This window comes from Nonomuraea sp. CA-141351 (assembly GCF_050944675.1).
Classification (GTDB): Bacteria; Actinomycetota; Actinomycetes; order Streptosporangiales; family Streptosporangiaceae; genus Nonomuraea.
The window spans coordinates 439,509-459,039 of record NZ_CP191982.1 but is presented as its reverse complement, the minus strand read 5'-3'; the positions used below and the strand labels follow the sequence as shown (position 1 = coordinate 459,039).

21 protein-coding genes and 1 tRNA gene are annotated in these 19,531 nt (G+C 68.7%); 15 read left to right on the top strand and 7 right to left on the bottom strand.

Annotation, left to right across the window (positions count from 1 at the left end):
* Positions 1-125 precede the first annotated feature (125 nt).
* On the top strand, positions 126-806 hold the full coding sequence (locus tag ACQPWU_RS02315) for a Crp/Fnr family transcriptional regulator (RefSeq protein ID WP_185069893.1): 681 nt from the start codon (positions 126-128) through the stop codon (positions 804-806).
* On the opposite strand, the gene ACQPWU_RS02310 is transcribed toward ACQPWU_RS02315, so the two are convergent.
* The 4 genes from ACQPWU_RS02310 to ACQPWU_RS02295 are packed head-to-tail and all read right to left on the bottom strand — an operon-like array spanning position 788 to position 3,002.
* The gene (locus tag ACQPWU_RS02310; protein WP_433436635.1) at positions 788-1,576 is read right to left on the bottom strand and encodes an MBL fold metallo-hydrolase; all 789 of its coding nucleotides are present in this window, start codon (positions 1,574-1,576) and stop codon (positions 788-790) included. The two genes, ACQPWU_RS02315 and ACQPWU_RS02310, sit on opposite strands and share 19 nt — an antisense overlap.
* Positions 1,573-2,385, bottom strand: coding sequence for an NUDIX hydrolase (locus tag ACQPWU_RS02305; RefSeq protein ID WP_433436633.1), 813 nt, complete (start codon positions 2,383-2,385; stop codon positions 1,573-1,575). The genes ACQPWU_RS02310 and ACQPWU_RS02305 overlap by 4 nt, the downstream gene beginning before the upstream one ends.
* Before the next feature lie 6 nt (positions 2,386-2,391).
* A complete protein-coding gene (locus tag ACQPWU_RS02300; RefSeq protein ID WP_433436631.1) occupies positions 2,392-2,850 on the bottom strand; it encodes a RidA family protein in 459 nt (152 codons plus the stop codon).
* Positions 2,847-3,002 carry a DUF4177 domain-containing protein gene (locus ACQPWU_RS02295; RefSeq protein WP_242374205.1) on the bottom strand — a complete coding sequence of 52 codons (156 nt, stop codon included), beginning with the start codon at positions 3,000-3,002 and terminating at the stop codon, positions 2,847-2,849. The genes ACQPWU_RS02300 and ACQPWU_RS02295 overlap by 4 nt, the downstream gene beginning before the upstream one ends.
* 127 nt (positions 3,003-3,129) lie before the next feature.
* On the opposite strand from ACQPWU_RS02295, the gene ACQPWU_RS02290 reads away from it, so the two are divergent.
* Both ACQPWU_RS02290 and ACQPWU_RS02285 read left to right on the top strand, forming a co-directional pair.
* Positions 3,130-4,131, top strand: coding sequence for an ArsA-related P-loop ATPase (locus ACQPWU_RS02290; RefSeq protein ID WP_433436629.1), 1,002 nt, complete (start codon positions 3,130-3,132; stop codon positions 4,129-4,131).
* A complete protein-coding gene (locus ACQPWU_RS02285; RefSeq protein ID WP_433436627.1) occupies positions 4,128-5,255 on the top strand; it encodes an ArsA family ATPase in 1,128 nt (375 codons plus the stop codon). Before ACQPWU_RS02290 ends, ACQPWU_RS02285 begins: the two co-directional genes overlap by 4 nt.
* A gap of 51 nt (positions 5,256-5,306) precedes the next feature.
* Here ACQPWU_RS02285 and ACQPWU_RS02280 read toward each other — a convergent pair whose 3' ends face one another.
* Positions 5,307-5,603 (bottom strand): WhiB family transcriptional regulator, encoded by a 297-nt coding sequence (locus ACQPWU_RS02280; protein ID WP_090771382.1) that lies wholly within the window; start codon positions 5,601-5,603, stop codon positions 5,307-5,309.
* A 244-nt stretch (positions 5,604-5,847) separates the two neighbouring features.
* Between ACQPWU_RS02280 and ACQPWU_RS02275 the strand changes: the two genes are divergently transcribed.
* Complete coding sequence (locus ACQPWU_RS02275) at positions 5,848-8,070, top strand: transglycosylase domain-containing protein (protein WP_433436624.1); 2,223 nt, start codon at positions 5,848-5,850, stop codon at positions 8,068-8,070.
* Between the two features lie 41 nt (positions 8,071-8,111).
* Here ACQPWU_RS02275 and ACQPWU_RS02270 read toward each other — a convergent pair whose 3' ends face one another.
* Positions 8,112-8,570, bottom strand: coding sequence for a GatB/YqeY domain-containing protein (locus ACQPWU_RS02270; protein ID WP_433436622.1), 459 nt, complete (start codon positions 8,568-8,570; stop codon positions 8,112-8,114).
* A gap of 99 nt (positions 8,571-8,669) precedes the next feature.
* On the opposite strand from ACQPWU_RS02270, the gene ACQPWU_RS02265 reads away from it, so the two are divergent.
* The 11 genes from ACQPWU_RS02265 (at position 8,670) to ACQPWU_RS02215 (ending at position 17,706) form a co-directional block, all read left to right on the top strand.
* Complete coding sequence (locus ACQPWU_RS02265; RefSeq protein ID WP_433445141.1) at positions 8,670-9,533, top strand: metallophosphoesterase; 864 nt, start codon at positions 8,670-8,672, stop codon at positions 9,531-9,533.
* A gap of 63 nt (positions 9,534-9,596) precedes the next feature.
* A tRNA-Pro gene (locus ACQPWU_RS02260) sits at positions 9,597-9,670 on the top strand.
* A gap of 457 nt (positions 9,671-10,127) precedes the next feature.
* A complete protein-coding gene (locus ACQPWU_RS02255; RefSeq protein WP_433445140.1) occupies positions 10,128-10,391 on the top strand; it encodes a metal-sensitive transcriptional regulator in 264 nt (87 codons plus the stop codon).
* Positions 10,392-10,466: 75 nt separating this feature from the next.
* The gene (locus ACQPWU_RS02250; protein ID WP_433436620.1) at positions 10,467-11,873 is read left to right on the top strand and encodes an MBL fold metallo-hydrolase; all 1,407 of its coding nucleotides are present in this window, start codon (positions 10,467-10,469) and stop codon (positions 11,871-11,873) included.
* Complete coding sequence (locus ACQPWU_RS02245) at positions 11,870-12,442, top strand: rhodanese-like domain-containing protein (protein WP_433436618.1); 573 nt, start codon at positions 11,870-11,872, stop codon at positions 12,440-12,442. Before ACQPWU_RS02250 ends, ACQPWU_RS02245 begins: the two co-directional genes overlap by 4 nt.
* A gap of 43 nt (positions 12,443-12,485) precedes the next feature.
* Complete coding sequence (locus ACQPWU_RS02240) at positions 12,486-13,268, top strand: sulfite exporter TauE/SafE family protein (RefSeq protein WP_433436616.1); 783 nt, start codon at positions 12,486-12,488, stop codon at positions 13,266-13,268.
* 335 nt (positions 13,269-13,603) lie between these two features.
* Entirely contained in the window at positions 13,604-14,395 is a 792-nt protein-coding gene (locus ACQPWU_RS02235; protein WP_433436614.1) for a transporter substrate-binding domain-containing protein, read from the top strand.
* The gene (locus tag ACQPWU_RS02230) at positions 14,395-15,042 is read left to right on the top strand and encodes an amino acid ABC transporter permease (protein WP_433436612.1); all 648 of its coding nucleotides are present in this window, start codon (positions 14,395-14,397) and stop codon (positions 15,040-15,042) included. The genes ACQPWU_RS02235 and ACQPWU_RS02230 overlap by 1 nt, the downstream gene beginning before the upstream one ends.
* On the top strand, positions 15,039-15,779 hold the full coding sequence (locus ACQPWU_RS02225; protein ID WP_433436610.1) for an amino acid ABC transporter ATP-binding protein: 741 nt from the start codon (positions 15,039-15,041) through the stop codon (positions 15,777-15,779). The genes ACQPWU_RS02230 and ACQPWU_RS02225 overlap by 4 nt, the downstream gene beginning before the upstream one ends.
* A complete protein-coding gene (locus ACQPWU_RS02220) occupies positions 15,776-16,945 on the top strand; it encodes an aminotransferase class V-fold PLP-dependent enzyme (RefSeq protein WP_433436608.1) in 1,170 nt (389 codons plus the stop codon). The genes ACQPWU_RS02225 and ACQPWU_RS02220 overlap by 4 nt, the downstream gene beginning before the upstream one ends.
* A 200-nt stretch (positions 16,946-17,145) precedes the next feature.
* Positions 17,146-17,706 carry a carboxymuconolactone decarboxylase family protein gene (locus tag ACQPWU_RS02215; RefSeq protein ID WP_433436606.1) on the top strand — a complete coding sequence of 187 codons (561 nt, stop codon included), beginning with the start codon at positions 17,146-17,148 and terminating at the stop codon, positions 17,704-17,706.
* Positions 17,707-18,103: 397 nt separating this feature from the next.
* On the opposite strand, the gene ACQPWU_RS02210 is transcribed toward ACQPWU_RS02215, so the two are convergent.
* Positions 18,104-19,384 (bottom strand): flavin-dependent oxidoreductase, encoded by a 1,281-nt coding sequence (locus ACQPWU_RS02210; RefSeq protein ID WP_433436604.1) that lies wholly within the window; start codon positions 19,382-19,384, stop codon positions 18,104-18,106.
* Positions 19,385-19,531 lie beyond the last annotated feature (147 nt).

Below are 19,531 nucleotides of genomic sequence, written 5' to 3'. Positions count from 1 at the left end.
CAGGGCATCCGGTAACTTTCCCCTGGATGCGACTCATCCTAAAAGCGCAGAACACTCCGGCATTCCCATAACCTGTGTGTGCCACGCGGAGTGGGGTGAGTCACAATGGCAGCAGAGGAGGCAGAGTGAACACCGAAGATGTGCTGGGCAAGGCCCCCCTGTTCGCCGCGCTGGACCGCGAGAGCGCCGCGGCGCTGCGTACGAGCATCACTGAGGTCCAGCTCTCCAAGGGACAGACGCTTTTCCACGAGAACGAGACCGGCGACCGCCTCTACGTCGTGCTGGAAGGCAAGATCAAGCTGTCCCGCACCTCACCTGACGGACGGGAAAACCTGCTGAGCGTGCTCGGGCCGAGCGAGATGTTCGGCGAGCTGTCGCTGTTCGACCCGAGGCCGCGCACGGCCTCCGCGACGGCGCTGACCGACGTGCGTCTGGCCGGGCTCGGCCACGACGACCTGCGGCCCTGGCTGACCGGCCGCCCAGAGGTGGCGCTCCACCTGCTGCGCGCGCTCGCCCAGCGACTGCGCCGCACCAACGACGTGCTGGCCGACCTGGTCTTCACCGACGTGCCGGGGCGGGTGGCCAAGCAGCTGCTCGACCTGGCCGAGCGGTTCGGCACCAAGACCGACGACGGTCTGCGGGTCCACCACGACCTGACCCAGGAGGAGCTGGCCCAGCTCGTCGGCGCCTCGCGCGAGACGGTCAACAAGGCGCTGGCCGACTTCGCCCAGCGCGGCTGGCTGCGGATCGAGGCCAAGGCCGTGGTCATCCTCGACATGGACCGGCTCTACAACCGGTCGAGGTAGTCGAGCTGGGCCACGACGGACATCTCGGCGGCGGCCCAGAGTGAGCGGTCGACGTCGGCGTACACGACCTTGACGATCTCGCGCGGCGTGCGCGCGCCCTGCTCGCGCGCCGCCCTGATCTGGTCGAGCCGTTCGCGCCTGTGGGCGATGTAGCCGTCGAGCGCGCCGATCGGGTCGGGCAGCACCGGGCCGTGGCCGGGCAGCAGCGCCCGCGCCTCCAGGCTCTCCGCGGCCGCTCTCAGCCGGTCGAGGCTGCGGAGGTAGTCGGCCAGGCCGCCGTCGCGGGCGATGATCGTGGTGCCCCTGCCGAGCACGGTGTCGCCGGTCAGCATCGCGCGGTCCTGCGGCAGCCAGAAGCAGAGCGAGTCGAACGAGTGGCCCGGCGTGCCGTACACGTGGATCTCCAGGCCGTCCACGGTGACCACGTCGCCGTCGGCGAGTCCCTCGTCGCCGAGCCGGTGTCGCGGGTCGAGCGCCCGCACGGGGGCGCGCACCATCTCCGCGAACCGCTTGGCGCCGCCGCTGTGGTCGATGTGCCCGTGGGTGAGCAGGATCTCGGTGACGCGACGCTCCCCCAGATGGTCGCGTACGCGGCGCAGGTGCGACTCGTCGTCGGGCCCGGGATCGACGACGACCACCTCGTGCTCGCCGATGACCCAGGTGTTGGTTCCGTCGAGCGTCATGACGGAGGGGTTGGGGGCGAGCAGGTTCTCGGCGTGTCGCGTACGGGAGCCGTCGGGCGTGCCGATGGGGATGTGCAGTCCGCTCACCTGGTCACCAGCCGCATCTCGCCCTCGATCTCGACGGCCCTCGGCATGATCGGCACGATCTCCCGGCGCTCGGCCAGGACCCCCGCCACGCTGTCATGGGCCGACAGCTCGGTCAGCGTACGGTAAGTGGGCGGCATCAGGAAGATCTCGCCCTGGTGCGCCAGCTCGATCGCCTCCGCCGGGCGTTTCCAGGCCACGTGGTCGGCCTCACCGCCGACGTCACGGGTGCGCTGGCCCTCCGGCAGCACGGCGACGAAGAACCGCGTGTCGAAGCGTCTGTGCTCGATCTCCGGCGTGATCCAGTGGGCCCACGGCTTGAGCAGGTCGGACCGGAGCACCAGGCCCCGCCTGGCGAGGAAGTCGGCGAAGGACAGGCTCCTGTCGATCAGCGCCACCCGGTCCGACTCCCAGTCGTCCCCCGTCGTGTCGGCGACCACGGAGTCGGGCCCGGGACCGGCCAGCAGCACGCCCGACTCCTCGAACGTCTCGCGCACGGCCGCGCACACCAGGCCCCGCGCGACCTCCTCGCCGGCGTTGAAGACCGCGCCCCACTCCGCCGGTGACGGGCCGGCCCAGGCCACGGCCTGGTCGGTGTCGCGGACGTCCACCGAGCCGCCGGGGAAGACGTACGCGCCCGCCGCGAAGGCCATCGTGGACTTCCGCCGCAGCAGGTAGACCTCCAGTCCCTCTCGCAAGATGACGACTGTGGCGGCATCGCGTGTCGGGACCGGCTCGACCCGCCCCGCGAGGAGGTCCCGCGCCCGCGCGGCGAGCTCGGCTGGAAGCAGCAACCCGGTCACATCGGTCATAGTGCCTCAGGCTACTTCGGCGATAAGCTCCACTTCCACGGGTGCGTCCAGCGGAAGGGCCGCCACGCCCACCGCGCTGCGGGCATGCCTGCCCGGCTCGCCCAGCACCTCGGCGAGCAGCTCACTGGCGCCGTTGCCGACCTTGGGCTGCTCGGTGAAGGCCGGATCGCTGGCCACGAACACCACGACCTTGACGATGCGCACGACCTTCCGCAGGTCGCCCACCTCGGCCTTCAGCACGGCCAGGGCGTTGAGCGCGCAGATGCGGGCCTGCTCCGCGCCCTCCTCAGTGGTCAGGTCGGCCCCGACCTTGCCGGTCCTCTGCAGCTTGCCGTCGACGAACGGCACCTGCCCGGAGGTGTAGACGAGATTTCCCGTGCGCACGGCAGGCACGTAGGCCCCCGCCGGCGCCGGCACCTCGGGCAGCTTCAGGCCCAGATCCGCGATCTTCTGCTCCGGCGTCACTGCTTCTCCCGCTTGAAGTAGGCCACCAGCTGCTCGGGCGAGGCACCCTGCACGATCTGGACCAGCTCCCAGCCGTCGGAGCCGAAGTTGTCCAGGATCATCTTGGTGTTGTGGATCAGCAAGGGGGCCGTGAGGTACTCCCATTTCTTCATGAGGGCCAGAGTAGGCCCTGAGACCCGCAGCCTGTGGCGCACCGCTGAACGCGGCGCACCATAGTGTGAGCAATCTCAAAGGGTGGTCCTCGGCTCTCCGCAAGTGACCCTTCGGTAGCCTCGAGTCGTGGAGTCTCCGGACACGGATTGGGCCGGCGTGCGGCTGCATGTGGTCACAGGCAAGGGCGGCACCGGCAAGACGACCGTGGCCGCCGCTCTCGCGCTCGCCTTGGCCGCCGGCGGCCGCAAGGTGCTGCTCGTCGAGGTAGAGGGCAGGCAAGGCATCGCGCAGATCTTCGATCTGCCACCGCTGCCCTACGAGGAACGCAAGATCGCCGTCGCGCCCGCCGGCGGCGACGTGTACGCGCTGGCCATCGATCCCGAAGAGGCCATGCTCGACTACATGGAGATGTTCTACGGGATGCGCAGGGCGGGCCGGGCGCTGACCAAGATGGGCATCGTCGACTTCGCCACCACCGTGGCCCCCGGCTTTCGCGACGTGCTCGTCACCGGCAAGACGACCGAGGCCGTGCGCAGGCGGGGCAAGAACGGCCGCAGGGTCTATGACGCGGTCGTCCTCGACGCGCCGCCGACCGGTCGCATCACGCGCTTCCTGAACGTCACCCAGGAGGTGGCCGGCCTGGCCAAGGTCGGGCCGATCAAGAACCACTCCGACCTGGTCAACGGAGTCGTGAAATCTCCCGAAACGGCCGTGCACTTCGTGACACTGCTGGAGGAGATGCCCGTCCAGGAGACCCTTGACGGCATCTCCGAATTGCGATCAGCGGGGCTCCCCGCTGGTGGAATTTTCATCAATATGGTCCGCGAATCACTGCTCCCGCAGGCCGCTCTTGACACTGCTGTCAACGGCCGATTCGACACCGGGGAGCTCGTGCTCGGACTCAAGGCGGCCGGGGTGGCCGACGGCGCGGAGGCCTCGGCGTTCGCCGAGGCGCTCGCGGAAGAGATCGTCGAGCACGCCCGCCGCACCGAGCTGGAGAGCGCCGAGCGCGACTCGCTGGCCGAGGCGGGGCTGAAGAGCTACGAGCTGCCGCTGCTGGCCGACGGCGTGGACCTGGCCGGCCTCTACGAGCTGGCAGAGAGCATGCGCACCCAAGGAGCAGCGTGAAGAAGCCGGCAGCGCTCGACATCGACGCGATTCTCGACGACCAGGGCACCAGGATCATCGTCTGCTGCGGCTCCGGCGGCGTGGGCAAGACCACGACCGCGGCGGCGCTCGGGCTGCGGGCGGCCGAGCGCGGCAGGTGCGCGGTCGTACTCACCGTTGACCCCGCGCGGCGCCTGGCCCAGTCGATGGGGCTGACCGAGCTGGACAACACCCCGCGCCTGGTCACCTCGCCCGATGGCGGCGGCCAGCTCTACGCCATGATGCTCGACATGAAGCGCACGTTCGACGAGATCATCGAGGCGCACGCCGACCCCGAGCGGGCCCGCCAGATCCTGTCGAACCCCTTCTACCAGTCGCTTTCCTCCAGCTTCTCCGGCACGCAGGAGTACATGGCCATGGAGAAGCTGGGCCAGCTCCGCCGCTCGGACGAGTGGGACCTGATCATCGTGGACACGCCGCCATCGCGGTCCGCGCTCGACTTCCTCGACGCTCCCGAGCGGCTCGGGCGCTTCCTCGACGGGCGGTTCATCCGGCTGCTCACGGCGCCCGCCAAGGCCGGAGGACGCAGCGCGTTCCGGCTGCTCAACGCCGGGTTCGGGCTGATGGCAGGCGTGATGACCAAGCTGCTGGGCGCGCAGGTGATCAAGGATCTGCAGACGTTCGTGTCCGCCCTGGACGCCGTCTTCGGCGGGTTCAGGCAGCGGGCCGAGATGACGTACAAGCTGCTGCAGGCCCCCGGCACGGCCTTCCTGGTGGTGGCCGCGCCCGAGCGGGACGCCATGCGGGAGGCGTCCTACTTCGTCGAGCGGCTCGCCGAGGAGCGCATGCCGCTGGCCGGCCTGGTGGTCAACCGCGTGCACATGTCACCCGCCACGGTCCTCTCAGCCGCCCGTAGCGCCGCGGCCGCGGAAGCCCTGGAGTCGCGGGGTGAGCACGAGCTGACCGCCGCCGTGCTGCGGCTGCACGCCGGGCGTATGCAGCTCGCGGCCCGCGAAGGCCGTGAGCAGGAGCATTTCATCTCGGCCCACCCCACGGTGCCCGTGGTGCAGGTTCGCGCCATGTCCGAGGACGTCCACGATCTCACTGGTCTGCGGCAGATCGGGGCCCTGCTGGCGAGCGCATAAAAAGTACGGCCGGCGGACGGCGCCGGCCGTACTCGGCTCGCCGGGCTTGACTCAGCCCGCGATCAGCTCGTTGGTTCGTTCGTACTCTTCCTTGGCCGACTCGAGCAGGTCGCGCCACGAGTCCACGTCAGGCCGCCGTCGAAGCAGTGCACGCCGTTCGCGTTCGGTCATACCGCCCCACACCCCGAACTCGATGCGGTTGTCCAGTGCATCGGCGAGGCATTCAGTACGGACCGGGCAGCCACGGCAGATGAGCTTGGCCCTGTTCTGCGCGGCGCCCTGCACGAACAGGGCATCCGGATCCGCACCCTTACAGGCGGCACGGGAGGTCCAATCCGTGATCCACATTGTTCGACCCCACTCCCCTTAGGTGGTCAGTCGTCATTTGGGGCCGACGGGCGCGGGCGCCGAGCCTCCGTATTCAGTTGCCGCAGAGGAAGAACGTACGCAACTTCACGTTCGGGCCGACAGACCCCAGAGGACCAATTTCTCGCGGCAGTCTTGACCGGGAATGACTAGTCACCCCCATCAGTCAAGGTGAAATGGTGTCGTGCTACCGGAAAGGTCAGAGTTTCGACGTACCCTTGGTAGCGTGCAAGCGCAGCGCAAAGATCGCTCCAACCCTGTCCTCGGCATCCTGCGTCTGATCATCGCGGGAACCACTGCCGGGGTGCTCGCGGCCGCCGTGGCCCTTCCCGCGGTCGGCGGGGCGGGGATCTCCACGAAGAGCGCTGTGGAAAGCCTCAACCTCAAGCCCGAAGAGCTCGACGAACCCCCTCTGCCCGAGCGCACGCTCCTGAGGGACGCGAACGGCAAGCAGATCGCGCAGTTCTACTACGAGAACCGCCAGTCCGTGCCCCTCGACAAGGTCGCCCCGATCATGCAGACGGCCCTGATCGCGATCGAGGACTTCCGTTTCTACCAGCACGGGCCGATCGATGTTGAGGGAACGGCGAGAGCTCTCCTCAAGAATTTCTCGAGCGGCGGCGTGATGCAGGGCGGCTCGTCCATCACGCAGCAGTACGTCAAGCAGGTGCTGCTCAACAAGGCCGAGACGCCCGAGGAGCAGCAGGCCGCCATCGCCCCGACGCTCTCGCGCAAGCTGTCGGAGCTGCGCTATGCGATGGCCATCGAGAAGAAGTACACCAAGAACCAGATCCTCGAGAAATATCTGAACATCGCCTACTTCGGCGCCGGCGCCCACGGCGTCCAGGCCGCGGCCAGGCGCTTCTTCGACAAGCCGGCCTCCGAGCTCAACCTCGTAGAGGCGGCCACGCTCGCCGGCGCCGTACAGAACCCCGCCAGGACCGACCCGAGCGTCGGCCCCGAGTCGCGGGAGCGGCTCCTGCAGCGGCGCAACACCGTGCTCGACCGGATGGCCCAGATCGGCAAGATCTCGCTTCAGGAGGCCAACGAGGCCAAGGCGAAGAAGCTGGGCTGGAAGAACATCAAGGCGCCCGGCGGCTGCGAGGCCAGCAAATTCCCGTACTTCTGCCTCTACGTCCAGTACGAGATCCTCAACAACGAGGACTTCGGGAAGAACCAGGACGAGCGCAGGAAGCTGCTCCAGCGCGGCGGCCTGGAGATCAAGACCACGATCGACCCGAAGATGCAGGCCGCCGCCGAGAAGGCGATCAAGAAGTACGTCTCCAAGAAGGACAAGCCCGTGGCCTCGCAGGCCATGGTCGTTCCCGGCACCGGCGAGATCAAGGCGATGGCCGCCTCGCGGAAGTTCGGCGGGAGCAAGAAGAAGAACGAGATGAGCTACAACATCGTGGCCGACGCGGCGCACGGCGGCGGGCGCGGGTTCCAGCAGGGCTCGACGGCCAAGGTCTACACGCTGGCCACGGCGTTGGAGGAAGGGCTCAAGTACGGCGACGGCTTCCCCGCCCCCGCGGGCTACACGGCCGGCGGCTACAGCACGTTCAAGAACTGCAAGGGCGAGAACGTCGGCGACCCGTCCCACACCGTGCGCAACTCCAGCGAGGGCGGCGGCGGCTTCAAGACGCTCGAGACCGGCACCTGGGGCTCGGTGAACACGTTCTTCCTCAGGCTGGAGCAGGAGGTCGGGCTCTGCAGCGTGGTCAAGATGGCCAAGAAGCTCGGGGTCAAGCGGGCCGACGGTGACAAGCTGTCCGAGGTGGAGACGTTCACGTTGGGGGTCAACGAGGTCGACCCCGTGACGATCTCCAGCGCGTACGCGGTGTTCGCCTCGCGCGGGCAGTACTGCAAGCCGCTCGCGATCACGGAGATCAAGGACAGGAACGGCAAGGCCAAGCAGTACAAGCCGAAGTGCTCGCAGGTGCTGGAGGAGGAGGTCGCCGACGCGGTCAGCGGCATCCTGTCCGGGGTGTTCACCAAGGGCACGATGCGCGAGGTGGGCGGCATCGGGCGGGACGCGGCCGGCAAGACGGGCACGACCGACAACTACATGTCGGCCTGGTTCGCCGGCTACACCCCCAACCTGGCCTCAGCCGTCAGCCTGGGCGACCCGCGCGGCACCTCGTCCCACAAGCTGATCGGGATCACGATCGGGGGGCGGTACTACTCGTACGTGTACGGTGCCTCCATTTCCGGGCGGATCTGGAAAGACTCGATGATGTCCGCGCTGAAGGGGGTCGAGCCGACGGAGTTCACCCCGGTGGACAAGTCGCGGTTCGGCGGATGCACGGAGAACTGCGCGCCCAAGCCGCCCAAGAAGAAGGACAACAAGGACGGGCAGGGGCCTACGGACGGCGGTGACCCGTTCGACATCTTCAACCCGCCGAACGGGGACCAGCCGGGTAACGGGCAGGGCCACGGGCGCGGGCGGTAGGTCACCGGCCCCGTCGTCACGACCGGCCGCTGCCCAAACCGCTACTTGCCCGCCAGACGCGCGCGAACGGCCGCGGCGACGCGTCCGCCCTCGGCCCGTCCCGCGATCTTCGGGTTGACGACCTTCATGACCTGCCCCATGGCCTGCGGCCCGGCAGCGCCGGTCTCCGCGACGGCGGCGTCGACGATGGCCTCCAGCTCCTCGTCGGAGAGCTGCGCCGGAAGGTACTCCTCCAGCACCGCCTGCTCGTCCAACTCGGCCTGCGCCTGCTCGGCCCGCCCCGCGTTCCCGAACGCCTCGGCCGCCTCCCGGCGCTTCTTGGCCTCCTTGGTCAGCACCTTGATGATCTCGTCGTCGGTCAGCTCCCTGGCCTCCTTGCCGGCGACCTCCTCGACGTTCACCGCGGCCAGTGCCATCCGGATCGTCCGGAGACGTAGCTCGTCCCGGCTCTTCATGGAGGCCGTCAGGTCGGCCTTCAGCTTGTCCTTCATTGCGCTCATGCGGTCCATCTTGCCGTCTGCGCGGACCGGCGCGGACGCCTCGCGCCGGATGTCGGGCATCATGAGTACGTGAGAAAAGCCGTCGCAGTGCCACTGTCCATGCTTGGTCTCGGCCTCGCCGGGCTGGGTTACGCCTCTGTGGTGGAGCGCAACTGGTTCCGGCTGCGCCGCTTCGACGTGCCCGTGCTGGAGCGCGGCCAGCGTCCCGTACGCGTTCTCCACCTCTCCGACCTGCATCTGACGCCCCGCCGTACGATGCTCATCAACTGGGTGCGCTCCCTGGGCGCGCTGAAGCCGGACCTGGTCGTCAACACCGGCGACTCGATCGCCCACCCGGACGCCGTCCCCTCACTCCTGTACGCCCTGGAGCCCCTGCTCTCCCGCCCGGGCCTCTTCGTCTACGGCTCCAACGACCTTTACGCCCCGAAGCCCAAAAACCCGGCCCGCTACCTCTGGCGCACGTCCAAGAACGAGCGCCGCCAGCACATCCCCACCCTGCCCTGGGAGGAGCTGGGAGCGGGCATGGCCGCCGAGGGCTGGCTCGACATGAACAACACCACGGCCCGCATCAAGGTGGGCGACCTGGACGTGGCGGTGGCGGGCATCCACGACTCCCACATCTCCCGCGACCGCTACGATCTCGTGGCCGGTCCCGCCCCCGCGGACGCCGACCTCCGCCTGGGCGTCATGCACTCACCCGAGCCGCGCAACATGACCCGCTTCGCCGAGGACGGCTACCAGTTCCTGCTCGCCGGCCACACCCACGGCGGCCAGCTCTGCATCCCCTTCTACGGCGCCCTGGTCACCAACTGCGGCATCGACCGGGCCAGAGTCAAGGGCCTGAGCCGCCACGACAACGCCTGGCTCCACGTCTCCGCGGGCCTCGGCACCTCCCCGTACGCCCCGGCCCGCTTCGCCTGCTTCCCGGAGGCATCGTTGCTCACGCTCGTTCCCCGCCGCTGACACGGTCACAAGTACCTTGGGAGTCCGCTAGACTTTTCCAAGCACGCGCAAGACGGCGTGCACCGGGGTGTAGCGCAGCTTGGCAGCGCGCTTCGTTCGGGACGAAGAGGTCGTGGGTTCAAATCCCGCCACCCCGACAGAGTTGTCGCAGGTTAAGGGCCTGGTTCTCAAGATTGAGAGCCGGGCCCTTGATCATTTGACCGTCATTTGACCGTCCGTATGAACGCCTCTCCATGGCATTGGCGGGTTCAAATGGGTTTCCGGGGGCACCTGATCCATGCGCGTGCCGACGAGCAGCAGAAGCCCCGTTCAGACGCCCCATGGCCCCTCCCGACGTGTCGGGACAGCCGTCGAGGAGGCGGGATGGCGGGTGCTGGCGATGATGCGCGCGACCGCGGCAATGACAAGAGCCGTCGGCGCCACAGCCCCGCCGAGATCTTCAAACGGAACAAGCCGATTACGGGGTCAGGGTGGCCGTTTCCCACCCAACCGTGCTGCAGTTCCTCCACGACGAGGGCTACCGGCGGATGATCCGGCCCGTCGATGCCATGTACCCCTGGGGGTATCCTGGGCCCGGAGGTGGTTGGGGTGGAGATGGACGCGACCGTCCTGGGTGACGCGCTGACCCGGTTGAAGCGGGCTCATGGCCAGCTGGGCGGGGTGATCGCGATGATCGAGAACGCCGAGGACTGCGAGAAGGTGTTAACGCAGTTGGCGGCGGTGTCCAAGGCACTTGACCGGGCCGGGTTCAAGATCATATCGACCGGGTTGCAGCAGTGTCAGGTGGCGCGCGAGCGCGGCGAGACGCCGCCGATCAGTCCTGAGCGGTTGGAGAAGCTGTTCCTCGCTCTTTCGTGACCTCTTGATGGGGAAGGCGGGTGCGCTCGTCTGTCGTCAGGATACCCCCCCGGGTATTTGAAAGGAGTGTAAAAGATGACGATTCAGGTCGAGGTGATCGAGACCTCTTCCTTGGGCGATCGCAGTTACCTGGCCCACGACGGGCGGGTCGCGGTGGTGATCGACCCGCAGCGCGACATCGATCGCGTCCTCGCCCTGGCCGGACGGCTGGGCGTGCGTGTCACCCAGGTGGTGGAGACCCACCTGCACAACGATTACGTCTCCGGCGGTTTGGCGCTGGCCCGGGTGAGCGGAGCGGCGTACCTGGTCGCCGGGGCCGAGGAGGTCGCCTTCGACCGGGTGCCGGTCGCCGATGGCGATCGGATTGCCGTTTCCGGGCAAATGTGGCTGGAGGCGGTGGGTACGCCGGGGCACACCTTCCACCACCTGTCCTACGTGCTGGCCGGTCCAGGCGAGCCGGCGGGGGTGTTCACCGGGGGGTCGCTGCTGTTCGGCAGCACCGGGCGTACCGATCTCCTGGGCGCCGAGCACGCCCGGCCCCTGGCCCGCCACCAGCACGCCTCCGCGCGGCGACTGGCCGATCTGCTGCCCGACGGTGCGCGGATCTGGCCCACGCACGGGTTCGGCAGCTTCTGCGCGGCCACGCAGTCCGACGCGGTCGGCTCGACCATCGGCCGGGAGAAGGACGTCAACGCGGTGCTGCAGCTGGAGGCTGACGACTTCGTCGCCCACGTCCTGGACGAGCTGGACGCCTACCCGGCCTATTACGCCCATATGGGGGCGCACAACGCCGCCGGCGCGGAGCCGATCGACCTGACCCCGGTGCGGCCGGCCGACAGCGCGGAGTTGCGGGCCCGCGTCCAGGCCGGCGAGTGGGTGGTGGACCTGCGCTCTCGCAAGGCCTTCGCGCACCGGCACCTGGCCGGCACGCTCAGCTTCGGCCTGGACGGGCCGATGGCGACCTGGCTGGGCTGGCTGGCCCCCTGGGGCGCGCCCGTCACGCTGCTCGGCGATTCGGCCGAGCAGGTCGCCGCCGCCCAGCGCGAGCTGGCCCGCATCGGCGTCGACCGCCCGGCCGCCGTAGCGACCGGCACGGTCGAGCAGTGGGCCGGGCACGACCAGGATCTGCTCACTGGGTTGGCCACCGCGACCTTCGCGGACCTGGCCGCCGCCCACGCGGGCCGCCCGGCCGGTGATCTGCCCATGCCCGGTGTGGTGCTGGACGTGCGCATGGGCAAGGAATGGCGCGCTGGCCACGTGGACGGCGCCGTGCACATCCCGCTCCCAGCGCTGCCGGAACGCCTGGGCGAGGTGCCGGAAGGAACGGTGTGGGTGCACTGCGGCACCGGCTACCGGGCCGCGGCGGCCGCGAGCCTGCTGGCCCGCGCCGGCCGCCGCGTGGTGCACATCGACGACACCTACGCCCGAGCCGCCGACGCCGGGCTACCTATCACCACCACACCTGAACAGGAGACCTCTTGACCACCATCGACACCGCGGCGCTGGGGCACCTGCTGAACTCAGGCGACGCGCCACGGCTGATCGACGTGCGCACTCCCGGCGAGTACGAGGCCGCACACGTCCCCGGCTCTCGTAACGTCCCGCTGGACCTGCTGCGCGAGCACCGCGACGAGCTGCGGCCCCACCTGGACGAGCAAGCGGTGCTGATCTGCCGCTCCGGGCAGCGCGCCACCATCGCCGCCCAAGCCCTGACCGACGCGGGGCTACCCCACATTCGGGTCCTCGAAGGCGGGCTCGTCGCCTGGCAGGCCACCGGCGCGCCCGTGGAGACCGGGCGCCCCCGCTGGGATCTCGAACGCCAGGTCCGCCTGGTCGCCGGCTCCGTCGTGCTGGTCTCGATCCTGGCCAGCGTCGCCTTCCCGGCGGCCAAATGGTTCGCGGCGCTCATCGGCGGCGGCCTGGTCTTCGCCGCGGTCTCGGGTACGTGCGCCATGGGCATGGCCCTAGCCAGGTTGCCCTACAACCGCGGCCCGCGTACCGACTTGGCAAACGTGTTGAGCGGCCTGACCACAGAGAAAAGAGGCGCGTGAGCCGTCAGCACGGTGCCCCCGCGGCGGGCGGCGGAGACTGGCCGTGCTAGCCGCGCTCGGCCTGGGCCTGATGATCGGCGTGCTGCTCGGCCTGCTGGGCGGCGGCGGATCGATCCTCGCCATGCCCGCCCTGATCTACGGCGCGGGCATGCCACTGGCCTCCGCAGTCCCGGCATCACTGCTGGTCGTGGGAATCTCCTCGGCCGCCGCCGCGCTCCCCCGGATCCGCGCAGGGCAGGTGCGCTGGCGCATCACCGCGGTGTTCGGCGCCGCGGGCGCGACAGCGGCGTTCGGCGGCGCCGCCCTGAACCGGCTGCTGCCCGCCCAGGCCGTGCTGATCGGGTTCGCCGCGCTCATGATGGCGGCCGGCTGGCGGATGCTCGCCGAGCAGGCCGTACGTGGCGGGGCGTGCGCGCTGCCCGGCGGCGCGGTGAACTGGCGCGGCTGCCTGCCCAAGGCCGTCGCCGCCGGGGCGGCCGTGGGCCTGCTGACCGGCCTGTTCGGGGTCGGCGGCGGCTTCCTCGTCATCCCGGCGCTGGTGCTCGGGCTCGGGCTGCCGATGACGGCCGCGGTTGGCACATCCCTGCTCATCGTGCTGGTCAACTCGGTGGCCGGTTTCGTCGCCCACACCGCGGACGTCCGGCTGGACTACACCGTCACCGCGGCCTTCACGTTGGCCGCGGTGACGGGGGCACTGGCCACCGCCCGCCTGGCCCGTTTCCTCGACGCCGGACGACTGCGCCGATGGTTCGCCTATCTCGTCTTCGCCGTGGCCGCCTTCGTCGCCGCCCAAGCCCTGCTCAACCCTGTCACCGGCGTCGGATGACGTGCTGGTGTCGATGGACACGTCCCCGGGCCGAACGCGCAGGACTTCTGCTGGGTCGTGCACCACCCGCACCGGTCCGATGGCTGGCGGCCTGCCTGGCAAGGCACCTTGGACTCCGTACGCACGCCAGTGCCAGTGCACCGTCGCACACCGGCACCAAACTGGCGAGCCTGCCTCGCGACGGCGAAACACTGCCTTCCTGCGCGGACACGGCACAAATGGCACACTTCGGTTTGTCCGAAAGTTACCCCTTGGGGGTACTTGACGAAGTATGCGGGCCAGAGAGACCGTAGACCGGACGGCTGTACCCCCCAGAGGTATGAAGGGTCCACGCCATGATCCGCTCCTCACTCTCCATCGTCCTAATCGCCGCAGTCGCCGGATGCGGCTCCGGCCAAGCCCAGAGTGATCTCCTCCAACGAGTCAAGGCCGCAGGCGTCATCCGGGTGGCGCAGACCCAGGCCAACCCGCCATGGAACTTCCTGGAGAACGGCAAGCCCGCAGGCTATGACGTAGACGTGGCCAATGAACTGGCCAAGCGGCTCGGGATCGCCAAGGTCGAGTTCGTCCCCTCCAACTTTCAGAGCTTCATCGCCGGAGTCCAGGCGGGCAGGTTCGACGCGGTGATCTCGGGCCAGACCATCACCGACGAGCGGAAGAAACAGGTCGACTTCTCCCGCCCCTACGAGGTCAACGGCATCTCAATTTTCGTGGCGGCCGGGTCGAACATCGGCGGTCTGACCGATCTGAAAGGCAAGAAGGTCGCGGTCACCGCGGGCACGACCCAGGCCGCGTTCGCCAAGAAGTCGATCCCAGGCGCCGACATCAAGACCTACGACAACGCCACGCTGGGTCTGACCGAGGTGTCCAGGAGCCGAGCGGACGCCGCCCTGGTCTCCCGCTTCCAGGGCGCCTTCCTGGCTCAGAAGAACGGCCTCACGGTGAAGCCAGCGGGTCCTCTGCTGGAGTCGGAAGTCAACGGCATCTCCTTCGCCAAGGGTTCGACGACCTTCAAGCAGGCCGTGGACAAGGCCCTGGGCGACATGATCTCCGACGGGACGCTGAGCGCGATCTCGAAGAAGTGGCTCGGCGGCCTCGACATGGCCGAGCAGCTCAAGGGGGTCTGATGGACCTCCTGATCGACTTCCTGCCCGACCTGCTCACCGGTCTTGGCGTCACGCTCGTCCTGGGCGTGGTCTCGTTCGTCCTCGGTAGCGCGGTGGGCGCCCTGGTGACGCTCGCCCGCATCTCGTCCAGCCGTGTGCTGCGGGCGCTGGCCGCCGCCTACGTATCGGTGTTCCGGGGCACGCCTCTGCTCATCCAGGTAATGATCGTCTACTTCGGGCTCCCGCAGCTCGGGCTCGAGATCCCGCCCATCCCGTCCGCGATCATCGCCTTCACCTTGTTCAGCGCCGCCTACCTGAGCGAGAACTTCCGCGCCGGGGTGCTCGGCGTCGACAAGGGACAGTGGGAGGCGGCGGCCTCGATGGCCATGCCGTACTGGAAGACCCTGCGCAGGATCATCTTCCCGCAGGCGATCAGGATCGCGACCCCGGCCGTGGGGAGCAGGTTCGTCGCGCTGATGAAGGACACCTCGCTCGCCTCGGCGGTCACCGTCGTCGAGCTGACCCGGGTGGCCGAGGGCATCGGGACCTCGACCTTCCGCTATATGGAGGCGCTGTTGCTGGTCGGACTCCTGTACTGGGTGGTCAACACACTGCTGCAGATCGGCCAGCAGGCGCTGGAGCGGCGGATGAGGAGGGCGTACGCATGATCGTCAGCGTTCGCGGGTTGCGTAAGCGCTTCGGGGACCTGGAGGTGCTCAAGGGCGTCGACCTCGACGTGGGGCGGGGCGAGGTGGTCGTGGTCATGGGCCCGTCCGGCTCGGGCAAGACCACGCTGATCCGCTGCCTGAACCTGCTCGAGGAGCCGGAGGCCGGCACGGTCAGCGTCTGTGGCACCGAGCTGGCCTGCGGCGTGCGCCACCCGGCTGGGCAGCTCCGGGAGCTGCGCCGCCGTACCGCCATGGTCTTCCAGCAGTTCAACCTGTTCCCGCACCTGACTGCCCTGCAGAACGTCATGGAGGGCCCGGTTTCCGTACGGCGAGTCCCGCGTGCCCAGGCGGCGGCCCGAGGTCGGGAACTGTTGGCTCGGGTGGGACTGGCGGACAAGTGCGACTGCTACCCGGCGAAGCTGTCGGGCGGGCAGAAACAGCGGGTCGCCATCGCCCGGGCACTGGCCATGGAGCCCGAAGTGATCCTGTTCGACGAGCCCACCTCGGCGCTCGACCCCGAGCTGCACGCGGAGGTGCTCCAGGTTATGCGCGAGCTCGCGGGAGAGGGGATGACGATGGTGGTGGTGACGCACGAGACCGCGTTCGCGCGGGAGGTGGCCGACCGGGTCGTGTTCATGGACGGCGGTATGGTGATCGAGGAAGGGCCGCCGTCGCGGTTCTTCACCACGCCCGATCATCCGCGGGTCCGGGCCTTCCTGCGGCTGGTGGCCTCATGATCGACGTCGCTGCGGCCCGGGCGCTGACGCCCGGCGTCGGAAATGTCGCTCATTTCAACAACGCGGGATCCGCGTTGCCCTCGAGCGGTGTGCTGTCCACCGTCATCGACCACTTGCGGCTGGAAGCGGAAATAGGCGGATACGAGGCGGCGGCGAAGGTCGCCGATCAGCTCGCCGAGGTCCATGCCTCGGCGGCCCGTCTGCTGAACTGCGCGCCGGACGAGATCGCGGTCGTCGACAGCGCAACCCGCGCGTGGGATCTGGCCTTCTACGCGGTGCCGTGGCGGGCCGGCGACCGTATCCTCACCAGCAAGGCGGAGTACGCCAGCAACTTCATCGCCTACCTCCAGGTCGCCGAGCGTTTCGGGGTCCAGGTGGAGGTGGTGCCCAACGACGGGCTCGGCCAGATCTCCGTCGACGCTCTACGCCGGATGGCCGATGAGCGCGTCCGGCTCATCTCGCTCACGCACATCCCGACCAACGGCGGCCTGGTCAACCCGGCGGCACAGGTGGGCAAGGTGGCCGCGGAGGTCGGCGCGCTGTTCCTGCTGGACGCCTGCCAGTCTGTCGGCCAGCTCCCGATCGACGTCGCGCAGATCGGCTGCCATCTGCTGTCCACCACCGGCCGCAAGTACCTGCGCGCCCCCCGCGGCACGGGCCTGCTCTACGTACGCCGGGCGGCGCTCGACCGACTCGACCCGCCCTTCCTCGACCTCCACGGTGCCCGCTGGGTGGCGCCCGCACGCTACGAGGTGCAGCCGGGCGCGCGCCGCTTCGAGAACTGGGAGTACAGCGTGGCCGCCCGGCTCGGCCTGGGCGTGGCCATCGACGAGGCGCTCAGCTGGGGGCCGGAGAACATCCGGGACCGGGTCTACACGCTGGCGGACCACCTGCGGGAGCAGCTGACCGAACTGCCCGGCTGCCAGGTGCACGACCAAGGAGCCGAGCGGTGCGGCATCGTCACCTTCACCCTGGACGGCACGCCCGCCGACGAGGTCAAGGCACGGCTGGCCGCTCAGTCGATTAACGTCAGTGTGTCCCGCGCACCGTCGACGCGACTCGACATGACGGACCGCGGTCTGGAAGAGCTGGTACGCGCCTCCGTGCACTACTACAACACGGAGGAGGAGGTCGCCCAGCTCTGCGTGATTTTGCGCGAAGGGTAGGCCTCCTCTGTTAGGAAGGGGCGCGGGAGCCGGCAGCGTAAGCCGAGCGGGCTGCGTCCTGCGCGGGGCTCTCCCAGCCGGGCGCAGTCCCGCGGCCGCTGGCCGTGCCCCGACCGAAGCGCTCGGCCGGACAACAGATACCAAGGACATCCCCGGATCGAGGATTAGCCTCCCGCGGCAATACTATGCGGGGGTACAGTATGCATCGCTATAACCTGAAGAGGAGAAATGAAACGCGCCGACTGAACGCGCTCGCACCTGCTGAAGCGCCGGAGAAATCCCGGGAAGTGCTGAACGACATCATCAGCCGCAGGGGCGGAGTCGGCGAGATGGTCTCCACCATGGCGCACTCGCCAGCCCTGCTCCAGGGCTACCTGGAACTGTCGCGGGCCATGAAGCGCAGCAAGCTGCCGCGTGCCCTCAGCGAGAAGATCTCGCTCGCCCTGCAAGAGTGGATCGGTTGCGGGCTCTGCCTCGACGCACATGCCGCGGTGGGCCGGGCGGCAGGATTGAGCGAGGCCGACATCACCCTCGCCCGCCAGGGCACCTCCACTGACGCCCGGGAAGCAGCGCTGATCGCGGTGGCCACCCGTGTGCTGGCCGAACCGTCATCTCTGACAGACAAGGATGTCGCCGAGCTAAGGGCTCATGGCGGGAGCGGGCGGATCATCGCAGAGATCCCCGGCCTGGTTGCCCTTAACTTGCTGACCGGCTCCTTCAACCTGCTGGCCGGCCTGGAATCAGCTGACAAGACCGCGTAGGGCGTTCGCCATGGGACCGCCTGTCCGCATCCGGGCGACGCCGTTGAGCGTAGCTACTGGTAGCCGGTTTGTATTGCCTGATCGTGAACGCCCCCGTAGCTGGGTAGCTCGACGTTTTCTCATGCACGTGGCCGTACGAGCTTTCCTCGGAATGACTGCTTGACCCAGCCGCAGCCGCTGTCGGTAGACGCCCGACGGAGGCTCCAGGTCGACGAGAGATGCAGTCGCACCGAGCTCAAGCCCGGTGCCACCAGTGTGACAGCCAAGGTGAAGCTCGGGCGCAGCCGACAATTCCGTGGCCACCACGGAGCAGAGAAACTGCCCAGAGCGGAGACCTTCGTGCGTCACCGGGCCAAAGCCTCCAAGGTCGGAAGACACCTCGAGAACCAGGACACCGTCACTGGGGCGCCGTCCAAGACGGGCGTTCGTTCAGCATCTTGACGTCCACGTCGGCGACCGTCTTGTGGGCGTCCGCCATCCTGGACAGCTCCTGCACGGTGAGCACCTCCCTGATGTCGGAAAAACCGCCGGGCGCACGTTGTTCGACCAGCTTGACGGTTTCGTCCACCGGGAACCGCCGACTGGCCAGGACGAGGTCGATCGTCGCCGACCGGCGCCGCCTTTCGTATTCGGCCAAACCCTTGACCGGATCGCCGGCATACGCGAGCGCCATGGCCAAGAACCGCGCATCCAGAACCGCCTGCGAACCACCGTTGGAACCCACCGGATACATCGGATGCGCCGCATCTCCCACCAGCGTCACACGTCCGACACCCCAAAAAGGCAATGGATCCCTGTCCACCATCGGATATTCCAGGACTTGACCGGCCCCGGCGATCAGCGTCGGCACGTCCAGGAAAGGCAGACGCCACCCGGCGAAATGCGGGAGCACGTCATCAAGCCGCCCCTCACGCCGCCAGTCCGCCTTGGCCACCGCCGGCCCCGGCTCGGCCACCCGCACCTCGGCCACCCAGTTCACCAGCGCCCGCCCCCGCGCGCGGGTCTGCGCGCATATCGGATACGCCACGATCTTGGCCGCGTCGTCGGCCCCGGCGACCACCATGGAGGCCCCGTCGAGACATGACTCCAACTCCGTGATGCCCCGCCACATCGTGATTCCGCTCCATCGCAGCGGATCGCCGTCCGGATGCAGCCGTGCCCTGACCGTTGAGTGGAGGCCGTCAGCGCCGACCAGCACATCCGCCGTCCGCACCACCGTCCGGCCGGTGGCCACCTCGCGCAGCCGTACCCCCACCGGCTCCGCACCGGCTTCTCCCGCCCCGTACTCGAAGTCCTCAAAGGCCACGCCGAGGCTCACCGCGTCCGGGCCCAGCCGCTCCAGCACCGCATCCAGGAGGATCATCTGCAGACGGCCACGGTGAATGGAGTATTGCGGCCAGTGGTATCCCGCGTTCCGACCGCGCGGCAGTGTGAGAACCACGTCACCATGCCGGGTGGTGTAGATCAGGGCGTTCGTCGGTATCCCAGTCCCCTCCAGTGCTTCGCTGAAGCCCAGCTCCACCAGTTCCCGCACCGCGTGCGGCTGCAGGTTGATGCCGACCCCCAGCGGCCGCAGGTCCGATACCGCCTCCACGATCGCGCAGTCGATCCCTGCGGCGTGCAGACTGAGCGCCGTCGAAAGCCCTCCGATGCCGGCACCGATGACCAGTACGTTCATGCCAGCTCAGTGCCCTGGGGTAAGGAGGTCATGCCATGTCTCAGAGGCCCAGCCCACCCATAGCGGAGTACGAACAACGGAGTTCGAACAGCTCCAGGACGCATCGCCCTCACTATTGCCCACGGTCTAGCACTGACCGTCGCAGAT